The following is a 14,782-nucleotide window of genomic DNA, read 5'->3' on the forward strand; positions in this document are numbered from 1 at the left end:
GGGCTGCGGAACACGCAAACGGTCACGCTGACGGGCGGTTCGCTTTCCCGACGTCATCGCCACGCTGGTGCCCGCGGCGGGCGTCGCGGTCGAAGATGCCCAGGATCTCGCACGGTCCGCCCTCGGCGCCGATGGCGTGCGGAAGCATCGTGGGGAACTCCGCCGCCTGGTTGGTCTCGATCCGCAAGCGCCGATTGCCCAGAAGCAGGCTCGCGGTGCCGGAGAGGACGACGAGCCATTCGCGGCCCGGGTGGGCGCGCAGGCGCGAGGGGTTGTCGGGCGGCGGGTCGGTCATGCGCTGGCGTACGACGGTCATGCCGGGTTCCGCCTTGATGGGCCAGCGCATCAGCCCGTGGGCCGCGTCGATCATCGGGTGGGAGACGACGTCGTCCGCGGCGGTCTCGACCAGTTGGTCGAGGGAGGTGTCCAGGGCGCGGGCGAGGGTGACGAGCTGGTCCAGCGCCAGGCGGCGCCGGCCGTTCTCGATGCGGCTGAGCGTGGACTGGCTGACCCGGGCGCGGGCGGCCAGCTCCTCCAGGGACCAGCCCTGGGCCACGCGCAGGGCGCGGAGGCGTTTGCGTACCAGGCTGTCCAGCTCACCGTCGTCTTGCGCCATGAGCAACATCGTATGCCCTTGCGGCAAGGTGCGGTCAGCGGCGTACGCGGTGGAGGACCCCGCCACCAGGGCGGGGTCCTCCACACCATGCCGGTCTAGCCGCCGTACGGCTATACGGTCAGCGGCGGAACAGGATCAACGGCGGCCGTCGTGACGCCCTCCGAGGTCATGACGCCCGCCGACGTCCTGACGCCCACCGAGGTCATGGCGGCCACCGAGGTCGTGGCGCTCGCCGACGTCATGGCGCCCACCGACGTCGCGACGGTCACCGAGGTCGTGGCGCCCACCGACGTCATGACGCTCACCGACGTCGTGACGGCCACCGACGTCACGACGGTCACCGAGGTCGTGGCGCCCACCGAGGTCATGGCGGCCACCGAGGTCGTGGCGCCCACCGACGTCACGACGGCCGTCGTGCTCGCCGCGGTACTCGCCACCACGCTCACCCCGGTGCTCACCGGCACGCCCGCCGCGGTACTCGACTCCGCGCTCGCCCCGGTAGCCGCCGTCGCGGTTTCCGGGGTGACGGGCGCCCCAGGAGAGGGTGTCGACCAGGCGGCCGTGCTCGTCGCGCAGGGCGGCCGTGTCGGAGCGATCGCCCCACACGGAGGTGCGGCGGTCCTGGTAGAGGTCGCGGGAGCTGTCGCGGCCCATGCCGGTGTGGACACGGACGACGGAGCGGCCGTCCAGCCGGTAGTGGTGGAAGGTGTACGTGTGACCGTCACGGTCCGACAGCGTCCAGCCGCTCAGGTTCACCGCACGGCGGGCGCCGTTGGTGACCTCCACCCACTCGCTGTTGAGCGACCGGTTGGAGCGGACCCCGTGGCCCACGAGGCCGTGCTGCACGTCGGCGATGCGTACGGCGGCCCGGCGATCCGTGCGGTCGGCCGCGGACGCCGGCAGCGTCGCCGCACCGGCCACCGCCACCACCGTCAAGGTGGCTGCGGCGAGACGACGAACGGTCACAAACGCAGAAGCGGACACAAAGCCCTCCTACTGGGTGCTGGCATCCCGCGGCCGTCCTACGCGGTCCGTTCCGGGGTGCGTGTGCGGGTGTGCGGCCTACTGGCCGACGCGCACACCTTGCTCTCAACCCTCGATGATTCCGGCGATACATGAGCCCTGTTACCGATCATCCATATTTCCGTGACACTCGGATGTAACGTCCATTTATGTCCTGAATGCGATGATTTGCCGTTTCGTCAGGCGACTTTCCCTTGCGGGCACACGCCTCGGACGGGTCCATGTGGCGTCCCGCCCCTCCATGCTCGACCCGGCCATCACCCGAAAGTGGATCACGGCCCCCGGCGGGCGTCCTGCCGCAACGGACAGGTTTGCACTGAGCTTCCCAGGTCAGGCGTAGGGGTAGAGCGCAGAGGAGAGAGGCATGTGTGCGGAGCACCGGACGAACTCCCCCGACACCAGGACCGTGACCGGCAGGCTGCGTTCACCCGGACCGCGCACCCCGGCCGAGGTGCGCGAGGCGGTCAGGCACGCGCTCGGAGCGGACGTACGACGGTCCGGCGGGCACGACAGCGCGAGCGATGCCGTCGCCGTCGGCGACGCCCTGCTCGTCGCCTCGGAACTCACCACGAACGCGATACTGCACGGCGGCGGTGTCACCGCGTTCGAGGTGATGCTGGGCGACCGGGAAATACGCCTGTCGGTGAGCGACCACAGCCGGGAACTGCCCACACCGGCAGAGCACCCCGACGAGCCGGGATCCATGAGGATCGGAGGCCATGGCTGGCCGATCATCTGCCGCCTCGCCCGCGACATCACCATCGCGGAGCTCCGCGCCGGCGGCAAGCGCATCACGGCCGTCGTACCGCTCTCACGGCACTAGAACGGGGATCTCCAGGGCGGGGGCCTGTCCGGCGGATCACGCCGTGAGGGCCTGGCGGGGCGTGCCGGTCGCGGAGGGTGCGCCTCGCACAACGGGGCGCACCGGGTACGTGGTCTTCGCCGGATCCACCACCGGGTCGCCCAGCTCGATCCGGCCCGCCGCGTGCAGCGCGTCGCACTCGTCCGTGGGCAGGGCCACGTGACAACCGCCGCGCCCGGAACCGGGACTGAGGGGCTGCCAGTAGCCGTACCGGCGCCGCCCGTTGGCATGCACGGTGAGGCAGACGGGAACGCGCTGGACGGTGATCAGACGCAGGACCTCGGCACCACCGGGGCCGAGCGGAGCGGGCGTCCGCGGCAGGGATCGGAGCATCGTCAGCGGTCTCCGTCCAGGGCTCGCGGCACGGCACGGCGTCGGAGAGCGGGCGTCATGTGCGGGCGGCCTTTCGACGGACGGGTTCGATCGCGTACCGCCGGGAGCGGTGACGTTCTCGCTGCTCAGCATTGTTGCGGAGGGCACTGACAATGCGGTCGGGGCTGCTGTGGGGTCTGTGCGCGAGGGGCAACGGCGGCGCGGCCGTCGCGAGCGTCCTGCTCGCCCTGGACGAAGGGGTCGTCGGCGGGGTCGTAGGGTCCCGCGTGGTCGGCGAGCGTCCCGGTGACCCGCTCCCACTCCTCGGCCTCCGCCCGTGCGACGACCGCGCTCCTGCCGGTGGTCGAACCGCCACGAGCCGCCTTCCGGGCGGTGGCCAGCGCGGACCTCGCCTCGTGGTGGCGCATTCCCGTGGCCGAACGGCGTACCCGGGCCCAGGCAGCACGCTCTTCGTCGGAGGGCTCCGGCACCTCATCACCCGTGTCGTCGACGGGACCGGACGCGCGGTGCTGCTCCAGGCTCACTGCTCCACCTCGTTCGGGTGCGGGGGCTGGTGTGTCCTTCGGCAGTCCCGTGTGCCCCGGTCGCGCGAACCGACACCTGCCGGCAGCGAAGAAGCGCTCACCAGGGCAGGAAGGCATGCACATCCTTGCCGTCGGGCCGCACCACGATGCTCACCTGGTGGCAGAGCGCGTGGAGGAGGTGCCAGCCGATTCCGCCCGCGCCGTGGGCCGGGTCGACGCGACGCGGCGCGGGCGGCGTCGTGCTGCTGTCGCGGAGCGTGACATGCACGCCGTCGAAGGTGGGGCGGATCCGGAGTTCGAAGGGGCCGGGAGCGTACTGGACCGTGTTGGCCGCCAGCTCTGTCACCACCAGCAGGACGTCGTCCCAGTGCTCGGCCGCTCCCGGCGGTGACGTCCGCGCGAGTGCGCACAGATATTCGTCCGCCATGAGGCGGGCGTCGGTCACGTCGCGCAGCTGTCCGGGAAAGGTGCTGGTGAGGCCCGGGGGCTCGTCGCCCGGCACCTTCTCGTCCCCGTTCGGGTCGCTTTCCATCGCGCCTCCCCGGTCTAGTCGGCGGGATGTCTTGCTCTACCTCGCCCCACGCGCCTTCACGCAGGGTGTCCTCGCACCGCGCGGGCGTCTCCCACCCTTCGCGACCCGCGTGCCTACGATCCGGTGTCCCGGGACCTGCGGGCGACCGTACGCCGCCTCAGCGCGCGCCGTTCGGTCTCGCTCGTACCGCCCCAGACGCCGATGGTCTGCCCCGTTTCGAGCGCCCAGCTCAGGCACTCCTCACGGACGGGGCAGGGTCGGCAGACTGCCTTCGCCTCCTCGATCTGCGGCAGCGCGGGGCCTGTGCTGCCGATGGGGAAGAACAGATCGGGGTCGACGTTCCGGCAGGCCGCGGACTCGCGCCAGTCGTTCATGGAGGCCTCCTGTGATCGCGATGGTGTTGCGCGATCTGTTGTTCGTGGGACTTCGGTCCTCCTCCGGGTCACCCTTGATCGCACCTGCGAAACAGACGGTTTCGCGGCGACAGCACGGTTTGAACGAGGAACGACGGGGACAGCCGTGTACGGGCACGGCGCCCCCGTCCGGCGCGGCCGGGACGCCCGAGTGGCAAAATGGGACCGCGGATGAGCGTCGGCGGCGCTTCGACGAACAAGCAGGTGACACATGTCGCACGAGCCCGGCGAGGTCTGGGAGCAGTTCGCCGTCGCGCTGGCGGAAATGGCGCGGGATCTGCTGGCCCAGGACACCGTCCAGGGCACACTGGACCGTGTCGTGGAACATGCGACGGTTCTGATCAACGGCTGTGACGACGCCGGCGTCCTCACCGTGCGGCGGGGCGAGGTGCGTCCTCTGGCGGCGACGAGCGACGTGGTGCGCCGGGCGGACCGGATCCAGCAGGATCTACGGGAAGGCCCGTGCTTCGACGCCGTGACCGACCGTCAGCAGATCTACACCATCGAGGACTTGAGCCGGCCGCATGCGCGCTGGTCCCACTTCGCCCCCGAGCTGAGAAGGCTGGGCATGGGGAGCGTGATGGGCTTCCTCCTCTTCACCGAGGACGACGAGCTCGGGGCCCTCAATCTGTACTCCCGCCGGCCGCGCACCTTCGACGAGGCCGCTCAGCGGGCCGGCTGGATCCTCGCCTCGCACGCGGCCGTGGCCTTCTCCGCGGCCCGTACGCATCAGCAGCTCGGTGACGCCCTGGAGACCCGTCACGAGATCGGCGAGGCTATGGGCATCCTCATGGAGCGCTACTCGTTGACCGAGGACGCGGCGTTCAAGCTGCTCAAGAAGGCGTCCCAGGACCACAACATCAAACTGCGCGAGATCGCCCGCCGCATCTGCGAAACCGGCGAAAAGCCCAGTTGACCGCTCCGGTCGCCACGGGCGGCGATCCAGCACGAACAGCCCGGCGGAGACCGTCGAAACAGCCGCCGACCTGCTGTGACTTCGGCCACCCCCTCTTGCCCCGGCAAAGAAGGCATACCTAAGTTTCGTCTCATGGCCCCACATACCCCCCCGCCTCCCGACGGCACCCCGGCGCTGGTCGACTTCTCCGTCGACCTCAGCGCACAGGAGGTGCGACGACAGGCCCAGGTCCTGGCCGCTCTCGGCCCCGACTGGGATCCGATGGAGGTCATGCGCGGCGAGGAGGCCGCGTACGACCTGCTGTACTCCGGTCTCGACGAGGAGCAGCAGCGCCTTTACGACGACCTGGTCGCGGCCGGCGTGCTGCCCCCGCGCGGCGGCGGCCATGCTGCCGCTTGACCCGCAGGCGGACCGCGGGCGGCGTGCCTGGGTGAGCTGTCCGAACTGCAACGACAGTCGCGGCTGCGCACCGTGCGAGGAGCGGCGCACCTGCTCCGCACACTGGCGCTATCTGCTGTCCAACACCGGCAGCCTGCTCCACCTTCAGTGCCCGTCGTGCACGCACGTGTGGGTCCACGAGACCGGCTTCGGTGCCACCCGCTCCCTGTGGAACCGCATCACGAGCGGCCGCCCTGACCCTCGCTGATCGATCCGGCTCAGAGCGCGTGCGGGTCGGTGGGTGCCCGCGGTTCGTCGGGGATGTAGCAGGCGATGAGTGCGGCCGTGTCGTCGTTGAGACGGTTGGCGCTGTAGGCGAGCAGATCGTGGTGGAGCCGGTCGAGGAGCTCCCGGGGCGGGAGGACGCCCCAGGAGCGGATGCGCTGGACGAGCGGGTAGAAGGCGCCGTCCTCGTCGCGTGTCTCGGTGACGCCGTCGGTGTACAGCAGGAGCTGATCGCCCGGCCGAAAGGGATGTTCTTCGGCGCGGTAGGGCTCTCCGACGAGCACGCCGAGGTTGAGGGGCGGTGAGGCCTGGTCCGTCTCCAGTTCGGTGACTTCGGCGGCGCTGATGAGCAGCGGGGGCGGGTGGCCGCAGTTGACGATCCGCACGACACGGTCGGGGCTCACGATTTCGGCGAAGACCGCGGTGACGAAGCGCTCGGCCATGTCGCTGCTGGCGTAGTCGGCGGCCCGGCGGCTCATGCTGGTATCCACCCGTTCCGCCAGGGCGGCGAGGTCGGGTTCGTCGTGGGCGGCTTCGCGGAAGGCGCCGAGCAAGGTGGCGGCGGTCTCCACGGCGAACAGACCCTTGCCCCGGACGTCGCCGATCACGAGGCGGAGGCCGTGCGTCGTGGGCACCGCCTCATAGAGATCGCCTCCGACGCGTGCCTCCGCGTCGGCGGAGAGGTAGAAGCTCTCCACCAGGATGTCACCGACGCGGTGCGGAACGGGCCTGAGCAGGACGCGCTGGGCGATCTCGGCCACGAAGCGCACGGTGGCCAGCGTGCGCTCCCGTCGCATCCGGCTGACGGCCAGGATGGTTCCCAGGGTGCCGATGAGAGCGGTGCAGAAGTAGGCGGCCACGTAGTGGCGGTCCCACAGGTAGCCGACGGAACGTCCCGCACAGCACGGGGTACCGGCCAGAACCCCTTCGAACGCCACGGCGAAGACGGTGACACCGACGACCATCACGGGACCGTGGGCGAAGGCGGCCACCAGCGGGAGAGCGATCAGCAGGAAGCTCACCGGCCACTCCACGGGCGTGATGGGCTCGATCACAAGGACGGCCGCGACGTAGAAGACGGGGAGCCAGCGCATCCACACGGGGGGTGCCGGCAGCGAGCGGCCCGTGCTGTTCGGGTGCGGCGCGGCGTTCTCCGCCTCCGCGCCACGGCCTCGCCACCTCACGGTGTCCCGGGACGCTGTGCGCGAGGCGGATGCTCTGACACCAGCGAGGCAGGGGGGTGCACCGAGAGCGGACCCGCGAGCGGACGACACGACTGACGGCTCGTTTCATGCAGCCTGTTCACACGGAACTCCTGGCACACGGTTTCGGCAAGACGCCCAGCCTGCTGCGCCTCGGCACGGCGTACCCGTCATTGCTCCACTCAGCGGCATGTCAGGCACCGGACCGTGCCGACGACACACCCGTCACGGCCCCTGCCTCGGGGAGTGCGTGCTTCAGAGTGCCTGGAGCTGGGTGAGCAGGCTCAGGGTGTCGGAGTTGACCCAGTACTCCGCGAACCTGCCGTCCCGTATGCGGAGGGTGTCGGTGCCGGTGAAGGTGACCACGGTCCCCGGCCGGGCCTTGGCGCCGGGGAAGCCGCCGGCGTAGGTGCCGGTGGCCGTCCAGCGCACCGATGCGTAGCGGCCGTCGACCAGCGGGGGGACCTCGATGGTGAAGCGCAGGTCGGGGAATGCCGCGCGGGTCTGGCCGATCCAGGCCACCAGGCCGTCGACGCCGCGGATGGAGCTGCCGTCACCGCCGTCGAGGAGGGCGGCGTGGACCCGGAAGCCGGGGGAGATGATCCCCGGGGCCTGGGCGAAATCGCCGTTCCAGAGCCGCAGCCACGCGTCGAGCATCGCCTTCGGCTCGTGCTCGGCCGCCCGACGGTCGTGGGCCGTGGCCGTCCGCCCGGCCGCGGGGGTCGGTGAGGTGTCCGCGGCGGCTGTCGTGGCGGTGAAGGCGAGGGCGGCGATCGCCGCGGGGACGAGGAGCCGTGCCCGGTGACGCTTCGAGGTGGCGGTGTGGGTGGTGGGGGTGGCGGTCATGGCGGTTCCTCGCGTTTCGGATAAAGGAGGGACGGCAGGGGCAAGGTGTGCGATCGGCGGCTGCGGAAGAACCTGCTACGGGTTCAGTACGACCTTCCCGGCGACGGTGCCGGACTCGGCCAGTCGCAGGGCGTCGGCGACGCGGGTGAGGGGCAGTTGGGCGGCGATCTGGGCGGTGACGTCACCGCGCTGGAGGGCTCCGAAGACCTGGGTGAGGTCGGCGCGCAGCTGGGCCCGGAACCGGTTCTTGGCCAGCGCCCGTCCGGCCCAGACGTTGAAGAAGTAGGCGCGGCGGCCGTTGGGCAGCGCGTTCCACAGCCACACCCGGCCGAGCAGCTTGAGCACGGGCCACTGCTTGGAGCCCTCGTCGTCCCGGGTGGAGGCGCTGCCGTACGAGACGAGCGTGCCGCCGGGCGCGAGGAGGTGCCAGGAGTCGACCGCGCTGCGACCGCCGACGTGGTCGAAGACGGCGTCCACCCCGGCGGGGGCGAGCTCGCGGACCCGTGCGGCCACGTCCTCGGTGCGGTAGTCGACGGGGATGACGCCCCGCTCCCGCAGCGCGTCGTGGTGACGCGCGGACGCCGTGCCGATGACCTTCACGTCCGCGGCCTGGGCGAGCTGGACCAGGACCGAGCCGACGCCGCCGTTGGCACCGTGGACCAGGATGGTCTGCCCCGCGCGGACGCGTGCCTTGCGGTGCAGCATCTGCCAGGCGGTGATGCCGTTGACCACCACGGTCTCCGCCTCCGCCGCGCCGATCCCGTCGGGCACCGGCACCACGTCCGCCGCGTCGACGAGCACGTGGCTCGCCCAGCCGCCGACCTTGACCAGTGCGGCCACCCGGGTGCCGGCCAGAGCGGGCTCGACGCCCTCGCCGGTCGTGAGGACGGTGCCGACCAGGTCGTAGCCGGGCACGAACGGGAACGCCGGCTGGTCGTAGTACCGGCCTCGGCGCATCTGCTGCTCCGCGAAGGAGACCCCGGTCGCCTCCATCCGGATCACGACCTGGCCGGGGCCCGCGACGGGCACGGCTCCGTGCCGGATCTCCAGCCCTTCCGGCTCCACCTTGCCCGGCAGTACGACCTCGACGAGTCCTTCGGCGTTCATGACGACCTCCACTGCTCTCCGCGTTGGTTACTCACTTTTGCGTTCGTTAGAAGTTATAACGCAATGCGAAGGAGAGAGTCAAGAAGTTTGGTGATACCTTCTAACTGCATCTTGAACCTCTATCTTCGCGACTGCGGACACTTCGCGACCGCGGAAAGGTGGCTGGTCATGGTCGACACGGGCACGCGGACCCCGCGCGAGCGCTACCGCGCCCACGTACGTGCGGAGATCAGGGAACGCGCATGGGAGCAGATCGCCACCGCGGGGGCTTCCGCGCTCTCCCTCAACGCGATCGCCAAGCAGATGGGCATGAGCGGACCCGCGCTCTACCGGTACTGCGCCGGCCGCAACGAGTTGATCACCGAGCTCGTCAGGGAGGCGTACCGAAGCCTCGCCGACACCTTCCGCGCGACCGCGGCCTCCGGGTCCGGTCCCGGACCGGCCGCTCTGGCGCATGCCCTGCGCGGGTGGGCCCTGGACGACCCCCAGCGGTACTTCCTCGCCTACGGCACACCCGTCCCCGGCTACCACGCGCCCGACGACGTCACCGGGATCGCGTCAGAGATCATGACGACCCTGCTCGACGCCTGCGCCGCGTCGCCCCCGGACGGCCCCGAGGCCCTGCGCCGAGCCCTGACCTTCTGGACCCGGCGGCACGGACTGCTGTCCCTGGAGCTCGCCGGCCACTTCACCGGGATGGACGTCGACCCCGCCCTGATGTTCGCCGCCGAACTGGACGGCCTACCGACGCACCGAGGAGACCGACGCCCCGCTCCTCGTACTCAGTGAAGCGCGGCATCCTCCGGAACGACCACCTGGTCGACCATGCGCTGGATCTGTTCCGTGGGGAGGGCAACCGCCATGGCCCAGTAGTAGACGGCGAGGCTGAGGACCGTGACCGCCGCCATGTCCCACCACAAGGGGAACCACGGATGCTTGAGGGGGCCGAAGTCGCTGGCGTAGACGATGAGGCCCATGCCGATCAGGTAGGCGGGGAGCCACTGGGCGGCCCGCAGATCGAGTTGGGGCGTGATCGGGTTCATCCTGAACACGCGGTTGGCGATGAGGATGACGTAGCCGATCAGGATCGCGATGCCCAGTTTCCAGTCCGTGGTCCAGCCCGACCACAGGATCAGGAAGTTGGCGACGACGAAGGCCAACGGGGACATCCAGCCGCCGCCGGGCAGCCGGTACGGACGGTCGGCGTTCGGGAGGCGGCGGCGGAAGACCCCGAAGGACAGGGGCGCACCGGCGTACATCAGCACGCTGGCGCTGGTGATCAGCCCCACGAGCGAGCGCCAGCTCGGGAACGGCAGGAAGCACACACAGCCGACCACGAAGGCGGCGATGAGACCGACCCACGGCACCCCGCTCCGGTTGGTCGCCTCGAAGGCCGACGGCACATAGCCGTTGCGGCTGAGTCCGTAGGAGACCCGCGAGGAGCCGGTGATGTAGATCAGGCCGGTACCCGCGGGCGAGACCACCGCGTCGAGATAGAGGACCGTGGCCAGCCAGCCCAGACTGATGAGCGTGGCGACCTGCGCGAACGGACCGGTGAGGGTGTTGAAGGCGGCGGTGGCCCAGGTGCCCTGGATCTGGGGGGCGGGAAGCGCGGCGAGGAACGCGACCTGAAGCAGGATGTAGATGATCGCGCCGATCACGATGGAGCCGATCACCGCACGCGGGATGTCGCGTTTCGGGTGGGCGCTCTCACCGGCGAGCTGGTCGGCTTGTTCGAATCCGAGCAGCGCGAAGATGATGCCGCTGGAGGAGACCGCGGACAGGATGCCCTTGGCGCCGTAGGGGTTGAACCCGTCGGCGGCGGTGAAGTTGCCGACATGGAACTGGGCGAGGGCGAACACGAAGATCGTCAGCAGCGGGATGCCGACCTTCCACCAGGTCGCCGCGCTGTTGGTGCGGGCCAGCAGGCGGATGCTGAGGAAGTTGACGGCGGTGATCACCGCCATCAGCCCGACCGCGACGGCGATCCCGGAAGCGGTCAGGATGTGCTGGCCCCCCTGGGTCTTCAGCCAGCCGTTCGCCCATGAGTAGTGCTGGCCGTACGTGATCATGGCCAGCACCTCGATCGGTGCCACCGTGGCCGCCTGGAGCCAGGAGAACCAGCCGAACGACGCTCCCGCCGCGCCGCCGAACGCGTAGTGCGGGAAGCGGGCCGTACCGCCGGACACCGGGTACATGCCGCCGAGTTCGGCGTGCACCAGGGCCAGGATGAGGATCGCGACGCCGCCGATCCCCCAGGAGATGATCGCGGCCGGGCCCGCTGCCGCCAGGGCGCCCTGTGCGCCGAACAGCCAGCCGGAGCCGATGATCGACCCCTCCGAGGCCCAGATCAGCCCGATGAATCCGACTTCTCGCCTCAGGCCGGGGGGTCCGGCCCGCGTGGCGGGTGCCGCTTCGGTAGTGCCCATGCCCCTCACCCTTGCACCAAAGGGGATGAACATCGCAATTAGGCGATATTGACACTTTAACGTCCGAGCGAGGCGAGCACGAGAGATGCGACGGGCTCGCTCCTCATCGACATCTATTGACATGCACGCAACACGCTTCCAACACTGAACCCCAAAGGTCCATACCTTCTCCGGCAGTTGAGAATGGAAGGGGTTCACCCATGCGACGTGTCACGCGTCTTCGCTGGGGCCTGTCCGTCCTGTTAGCCCTCGGCACGTGCACTCTGGGGCTGTTGCCCGTCGACACGGCGACGGCACAACCGTCCAGTCCCCGCCCCCTCTCCCCCGGCCTGGTCGCCGCCGTGCAGCGGGACCTCGGCCTCACCGCGTCGCAGGCCCGCACCAGGGGCGAGCGTGAAACCGCCGCCGCCGAGCTCGCGCCGCGGGCCGAACGGGCGGCGGGGCGGACGTTCGGCGGCTCCTGGTACGACCCGGCGCGCGGCACCCTCGTCGTCGGAGTCACCGACACGGGCACCGCGGCGGCCGACGCCGTACGAGCGACCGGCGCCACGGTCGTACGGGTCGCGCACGGCGCCCGGACGCTGGACGCGGCCAAGGCCGCCCTCGACGACACCGCCACGTCGGACGGCGCCCCCACAGCCGTCCGCAGTTGGCATGTCGACCCCCGCACCAGCAGCCTGGTGGCCGAGGTCCGAAAGGGCGCGGAACACAGCGCCGCGGTGACGGCGTTCCTGGCGCCCGCGCGCGAGGCAGGTCTGCTCACGGTCCACACCTCCGCGACCGCGCGGACGCCGCGCACGTTCTCCGCGGGCACCGTCGGCGGCGACCCGTACTACATCAACGGCAACACCCGCTGCTCCATAGGCTTCTCCGTGGTGGGCGGCTTCGTGAGCGCCGGACACTGCGGCTCGGCCGGGAGCTCGGTGGCCGGCTGGGACGGCTCGGCGATGGGCACCTTCGCCGGATCGTCGTTCCCGGGCAACGACTACTCGTACATCCGGATCGGCAACGGCTGGTGGACCGTACCGGTGGTGCTCGGCTGGGGCACCGTCAGCGACGTACTGGTCCGCGGTTCGGCCGTGGCCCCCGTCGGCTCGTCCATCTGCCGCTCCGGCTCCACCACCCACTGGCACTGCGGCACCGTGCTGACTCAGAACGAAACCGTCAACTACAGCCAGGGAGCCGTCTACGGCCTGACCGGCACCAGCGTCTGCGCCGAACCCGGCGACTCCGGCGGCTCGTTCATCACCGGCGACCAGGCCCAGGGCGTGACCTCAGGCGGCTGGGGCAACTGCACGAGCGGCGGCCAGACCTGGTTCCAGCCCGTGAACGAGATCCTCAGTACGTACGGACTCACCCTCGTCACCGCCTGACCGCCACAGGCCGCGGGCCGAGCGTTCCCCGCTCGGCCCGCGGTCGGGGAGAGACGCTCCCGCGGTCACCCGCAGGTCACTGCTGACGGAGATCCTTCACCCGGCGGAGCTTGCCCAGTGAGCGCTCCAGGGTCTCCGGGTCGACGATCGCCACCTCGACGGTGACCCCCACGCCGTCCTTGACACCCTGGGCGATCGTCTTCGCGGCCGCCTCCCGCTGCTCGGCCCCGGCCCCGGGACGCGCCTCGACGCGAACGGTCATGTGGTCCATCCGGCCGCGCCGGGTCAGCTGCACCTGGAAGTGCGGGGCGACTCCGGGGGTGCGCAGCACGATCTCCTCGATCTGGCTGGGGAAGACGTTCACACCGCGCAGGATGATCATGTCGTCGGAGCGGCCGGTGATCTTCTCGATGCGGCGGAAGGCGGGGCGGGCGGTGCCGGGCAGCAGCCGGGACAGGTCGCGGGTCCGGTAACGGATGATCGGCAGGGCTTCCTTGGTGAGGGAGGTGAAGACCACCTCGCCCTCCTCGCCCTCGGGCAGCACGGCGCCGGTGAACGGATCGACCACCTCGGGGTAGAAGTGGTCCTCCCACACGTGCAGCCCGTCCTTGGTCTCGACGCACTCCTGCGCCACCCCCGGGCCGATCACCTCGGACAGGCCGTAGATGTCGACCGCGTGGATGTCCATGCGCTCCTCGATCTCACGGCGCATCGCCTCCGTCCACGGCTCGGCCCCGAAGATGCCCACCTGGAGGGAGGTCGTGCGCGGGTCGACACCCTGCCTCTCGAACTCGTCGAGCAGGGTGAGCATGTAGGACGGGGTGACCATGATGATCTCGGGTTCGAAGTCCTGGATGATCTGCACCTGACGGGCCGTCATGCCGCCGGAGGCGGGGATCACCGTACAGCCGGCGCGCTCGGCGCCGTAGTGCGCGCCCAGGCCGCCGGTGAACAGGCCGTAGCCGTAGGAGATGTGCACCTTGTGTCCGCGCCGGCCGCCGGCCGCACGGATGGAGCGGGCGATCATGTCGGCCCACATGGAGAGGTCGTTCTCGGTGTATCCGACGACCGTGGGGCGGCCCGTGGTGCCGCTGGAGGCGTGGATGCGCCGCACGTCCGCCATCGGGACGGCGAACATGCCGAAGGGGTACGTCTCCCGCAGATCCGCCTTGGTGGTGAAGGGGAACCGCGACAGGTCCTCCAGAGAGCGGCAGTCGTCGGGCTTGATCCCGGCCTCGTCGAACTTCCTGCGATACAGCGCCACGTTGTCGTACGCGTGCCGCAACGTCGCCCGCAGCCGGTCGAGTTGGAGCTCCCTCAGCTGCTCGCGGGTGAGGCGCTCGCCCTCGTCCAGCAGATCCTGGGGAAGCGGCTCTCCCCGGCGGGCCGGGCGGGGTCCCGTGGCCGCGCCCGCAGTCGCTGCGGTGTTCATCGCGACTCCTTCGTCGTCGTGCCTCTGATACTGCGGCTGCGTCCGCGGAACTCCGCGATCACCTCGTCGCCGCGCAGCACGCTCACGTCGTAGATGCCGCTGCGGCCGAACCTGGTCCGCTCCCGTGCCGTGGCCACCAGGACATCACCCTCGTACGCCGGGGCGACGAAGTCGATGTCGGCCCCGGCCGCGACGGTCACGGGTCCGTGGCTGTTGCAGGCGCAGGCGAAGGCGGTGTCGGCGAGCAGGAACAGATAGCCGCCATGGGCGATCCCGTGTCCGTTCACCATCTCCGGCGTCAGGGTCATCCGGAGCACGGCGGTCCCTTCACCTTGCTCGAGAAGCTCGATACCGAGTGCCCGGGACGCCTCGTCCGCGGCGAACATCGCCTCGGCGGACGTCGCTCCGGCCGTCGTCGCCCCTGTGGCCTGCGTCACCTTTTTCACCACCTTGTATCCCGACCGAACATTCGGTTAGCGTGCGGCACGGCTTAGTAATCCAGCATCACCAC

At 70.4% G+C, this 14,782-nt stretch carries 18 protein-coding genes; 6 read left to right on the forward strand and 12 right to left on the reverse strand.

The window, feature by feature from the left end; genetic code table 11:
- Positions 1-22: 22 nt before the first annotated feature.
- Both ACZ7M2_RS23115 and ACZ7M2_RS23120 read right to left on the reverse strand, forming a co-directional pair.
- Positions 23-616 carry a helix-turn-helix domain-containing protein gene (locus ACZ7M2_RS23115; RefSeq protein ID WP_471596841.1) on the reverse strand — a complete coding sequence of 198 codons (594 nt, stop codon included), beginning with the start codon at positions 614-616 and terminating at the stop codon, positions 23-25.
- Between the two features lie 135 nt (positions 617-751).
- The gene (locus ACZ7M2_RS23120; RefSeq protein WP_471596842.1) at positions 752-1,582 is read right to left on the reverse strand and encodes a lamin tail domain-containing protein; all 831 of its coding nucleotides are present in this window, start codon (positions 1,580-1,582) and stop codon (positions 752-754) included.
- A gap of 421 nt (positions 1,583-2,003) precedes the next feature.
- On the opposite strand from ACZ7M2_RS23120, the gene ACZ7M2_RS23125 reads away from it, so the two are divergent.
- The gene (locus ACZ7M2_RS23125; RefSeq protein WP_471596843.1) at positions 2,004-2,462 is read left to right on the forward strand and encodes an ATP-binding protein; all 459 of its coding nucleotides are present in this window, start codon (positions 2,004-2,006) and stop codon (positions 2,460-2,462) included.
- Between the two features lie 36 nt (positions 2,463-2,498).
- On the opposite strand, the gene ACZ7M2_RS23130 is transcribed toward ACZ7M2_RS23125, so the two are convergent.
- The 4 genes from ACZ7M2_RS23130 to ACZ7M2_RS23145 all read right to left on the reverse strand — a co-directional run bounded on the left by ACZ7M2_RS23130 (position 2,499) and on the right by ACZ7M2_RS23145 (position 4,264).
- Positions 2,499-2,834, reverse strand: a complete 336-nt coding sequence (locus tag ACZ7M2_RS23130) for a hypothetical protein (RefSeq protein WP_471596844.1) — start codon at positions 2,832-2,834, stop codon at positions 2,499-2,501.
- Between the two features lie 125 nt (positions 2,835-2,959).
- Complete coding sequence (locus ACZ7M2_RS23135; protein WP_471596845.1) at positions 2,960-3,358, reverse strand: hypothetical protein; 399 nt, start codon at positions 3,356-3,358, stop codon at positions 2,960-2,962.
- Positions 3,359-3,455: 97 nt separating this feature from the next.
- On the reverse strand, positions 3,456-3,890 hold the full coding sequence (locus ACZ7M2_RS23140; protein WP_471596846.1) for an ATP-binding protein: 435 nt from the start codon (positions 3,888-3,890) through the stop codon (positions 3,456-3,458).
- A 113-nt stretch (positions 3,891-4,003) separates the two neighbouring features.
- Complete coding sequence (locus ACZ7M2_RS23145; RefSeq protein ID WP_403698926.1) at positions 4,004-4,264, reverse strand: WhiB family transcriptional regulator; 261 nt, start codon at positions 4,262-4,264, stop codon at positions 4,004-4,006.
- 250 nt (positions 4,265-4,514) lie between these two features.
- On the opposite strand from ACZ7M2_RS23145, the gene ACZ7M2_RS23150 reads away from it, so the two are divergent.
- The 3 genes from ACZ7M2_RS23150 to ACZ7M2_RS23160 all read left to right on the forward strand — a co-directional run bounded on the left by ACZ7M2_RS23150 (position 4,515) and on the right by ACZ7M2_RS23160 (position 5,865).
- Positions 4,515-5,219: a GAF and ANTAR domain-containing protein gene (locus ACZ7M2_RS23150; RefSeq protein ID WP_471596847.1), complete on the forward strand. Its 705-nt coding sequence runs from the start codon at positions 4,515-4,517 to the stop codon at positions 5,217-5,219.
- Positions 5,220-5,351: 132 nt separating this feature from the next.
- Positions 5,352-5,618, forward strand: a complete 267-nt coding sequence (locus ACZ7M2_RS23155) for a DUF6400 family protein (RefSeq protein ID WP_471596848.1) — start codon at positions 5,352-5,354, stop codon at positions 5,616-5,618.
- The gene (locus ACZ7M2_RS23160) at positions 5,605-5,865 is read left to right on the forward strand and encodes a hypothetical protein (protein WP_471596849.1); all 261 of its coding nucleotides are present in this window, start codon (positions 5,605-5,607) and stop codon (positions 5,863-5,865) included. The genes ACZ7M2_RS23155 and ACZ7M2_RS23160 overlap by 14 nt, the downstream gene beginning before the upstream one ends.
- A gap of 10 nt (positions 5,866-5,875) precedes the next feature.
- Here the strand turns inward: ACZ7M2_RS23160 and ACZ7M2_RS23165 are convergent, their stop codons facing one another.
- The 3 genes from ACZ7M2_RS23165 to ACZ7M2_RS23175 form a co-directional block, all read right to left on the reverse strand.
- On the reverse strand, positions 5,876-7,066 hold the full coding sequence (locus ACZ7M2_RS23165; protein ID WP_471596850.1) for a PP2C family protein-serine/threonine phosphatase: 1,191 nt from the start codon (positions 7,064-7,066) through the stop codon (positions 5,876-5,878).
- Between the two features lie 273 nt (positions 7,067-7,339).
- Entirely contained in the window at positions 7,340-7,930 is a 591-nt protein-coding gene (locus tag ACZ7M2_RS23170; RefSeq protein ID WP_471596851.1) for an ester cyclase, read from the reverse strand.
- Between the two features lie 75 nt (positions 7,931-8,005).
- On the reverse strand, positions 8,006-9,037 hold the full coding sequence (locus ACZ7M2_RS23175) for a medium chain dehydrogenase/reductase family protein (protein WP_471596852.1): 1,032 nt from the start codon (positions 9,035-9,037) through the stop codon (positions 8,006-8,008).
- A 168-nt stretch (positions 9,038-9,205) separates the two neighbouring features.
- Between ACZ7M2_RS23175 and ACZ7M2_RS23180 the strand changes: the two genes are divergently transcribed.
- On the forward strand, positions 9,206-9,826 hold the full coding sequence (locus ACZ7M2_RS23180) for a TetR/AcrR family transcriptional regulator (protein WP_471596853.1): 621 nt from the start codon (positions 9,206-9,208) through the stop codon (positions 9,824-9,826).
- On the opposite strand, the gene ACZ7M2_RS23185 is transcribed toward ACZ7M2_RS23180, so the two are convergent.
- Positions 9,820-11,466, reverse strand: a complete 1,647-nt coding sequence (locus tag ACZ7M2_RS23185) for an APC family permease (RefSeq protein ID WP_471596854.1) — start codon at positions 11,464-11,466, stop codon at positions 9,820-9,822. The genes ACZ7M2_RS23180 and ACZ7M2_RS23185 overlap by 7 nt on opposite strands.
- Before the next feature lie 200 nt (positions 11,467-11,666).
- Between ACZ7M2_RS23185 and ACZ7M2_RS23190 the strand changes: the two genes are divergently transcribed.
- Complete coding sequence (locus ACZ7M2_RS23190) at positions 11,667-12,839, forward strand: S1 family peptidase (RefSeq protein ID WP_471596855.1); 1,173 nt, start codon at positions 11,667-11,669, stop codon at positions 12,837-12,839.
- A gap of 76 nt (positions 12,840-12,915) precedes the next feature.
- On the opposite strand, the gene paaK is transcribed toward ACZ7M2_RS23190, so the two are convergent.
- Both paaK and paaI read right to left on the reverse strand, forming a co-directional pair.
- Positions 12,916-14,271 (reverse strand): phenylacetate--CoA ligase PaaK, encoded by a 1,356-nt coding sequence (paaK, locus tag ACZ7M2_RS23195; RefSeq protein ID WP_403699107.1) that lies wholly within the window; start codon positions 14,269-14,271, stop codon positions 12,916-12,918.
- Complete coding sequence (gene paaI / locus ACZ7M2_RS23200; RefSeq protein WP_471597019.1) at positions 14,268-14,657, reverse strand: hydroxyphenylacetyl-CoA thioesterase PaaI; 390 nt, start codon at positions 14,655-14,657, stop codon at positions 14,268-14,270. Before paaI ends, paaK begins: the two co-directional genes overlap by 4 nt.
- Positions 14,658-14,782 lie beyond the last annotated feature (125 nt).

The sequence above is a fragment of the Streptomyces sp. NPDC111507 genome (assembly GCF_055638955.1).

Excerpts from the sequence above, each read along its gene's own strand:
- ACZ7M2_RS23115 (WP_471596841.1), bottom strand. The coding sequence starts at position 616 with ATGGCGCAAGACGACGGTGAGCTGGACAGCCTGGTACGCAAACGCCTC.
- ACZ7M2_RS23125 (WP_471596843.1), top strand. The coding sequence starts at position 2,004 with ATGTGTGCGGAGCACCGGACGAACTCCCCCGACACCAGGACCGTGACC.
- ACZ7M2_RS23130 (WP_471596844.1), bottom strand. The coding sequence starts at position 2,834 with ATGCTCCGATCCCTGCCGCGGACGCCCGCTCCGCTCGGCCCCGGTGGT.
- ACZ7M2_RS23140 (WP_471596846.1), bottom strand. The coding sequence starts at position 3,890 with ATGGAAAGCGACCCGAACGGGGACGAGAAGGTGCCGGGCGACGAGCCC.
- ACZ7M2_RS23145 (WP_403698926.1), bottom strand. The coding sequence starts at position 4,264 with ATGAACGACTGGCGCGAGTCCGCGGCCTGCCGGAACGTCGACCCCGAT.
- ACZ7M2_RS23150 (WP_471596847.1), top strand. The coding sequence starts at position 4,515 with ATGTCGCACGAGCCCGGCGAGGTCTGGGAGCAGTTCGCCGTCGCGCTG.
- ACZ7M2_RS23155 (WP_471596848.1), top strand. The coding sequence starts at position 5,352 with ATGGCCCCACATACCCCCCCGCCTCCCGACGGCACCCCGGCGCTGGTC.
- ACZ7M2_RS23160 (WP_471596849.1), top strand. The coding sequence starts at position 5,605 with ATGCTGCCGCTTGACCCGCAGGCGGACCGCGGGCGGCGTGCCTGGGTG.
- ACZ7M2_RS23170 (WP_471596851.1), bottom strand. The coding sequence starts at position 7,930 with ATGACCGCCACCCCCACCACCCACACCGCCACCTCGAAGCGTCACCGG.
- ACZ7M2_RS23175 (WP_471596852.1), bottom strand. The coding sequence starts at position 9,037 with ATGAACGCCGAAGGACTCGTCGAGGTCGTACTGCCGGGCAAGGTGGAG.
- ACZ7M2_RS23180 (WP_471596853.1), top strand. The coding sequence starts at position 9,206 with ATGGTCGACACGGGCACGCGGACCCCGCGCGAGCGCTACCGCGCCCAC.
- ACZ7M2_RS23185 (WP_471596854.1), bottom strand. The coding sequence starts at position 11,466 with ATGGGCACTACCGAAGCGGCACCCGCCACGCGGGCCGGACCCCCCGGC.
- ACZ7M2_RS23190 (WP_471596855.1), top strand. The coding sequence starts at position 11,667 with ATGCGACGTGTCACGCGTCTTCGCTGGGGCCTGTCCGTCCTGTTAGCC.
- paaK (WP_403699107.1), bottom strand. The coding sequence starts at position 14,271 with ATGAACACCGCAGCGACTGCGGGCGCGGCCACGGGACCCCGCCCGGCC.
- paaI (WP_471597019.1), bottom strand. The coding sequence starts at position 14,657 with ATGTTCGCCGCGGACGAGGCGTCCCGGGCACTCGGTATCGAGCTTCTC.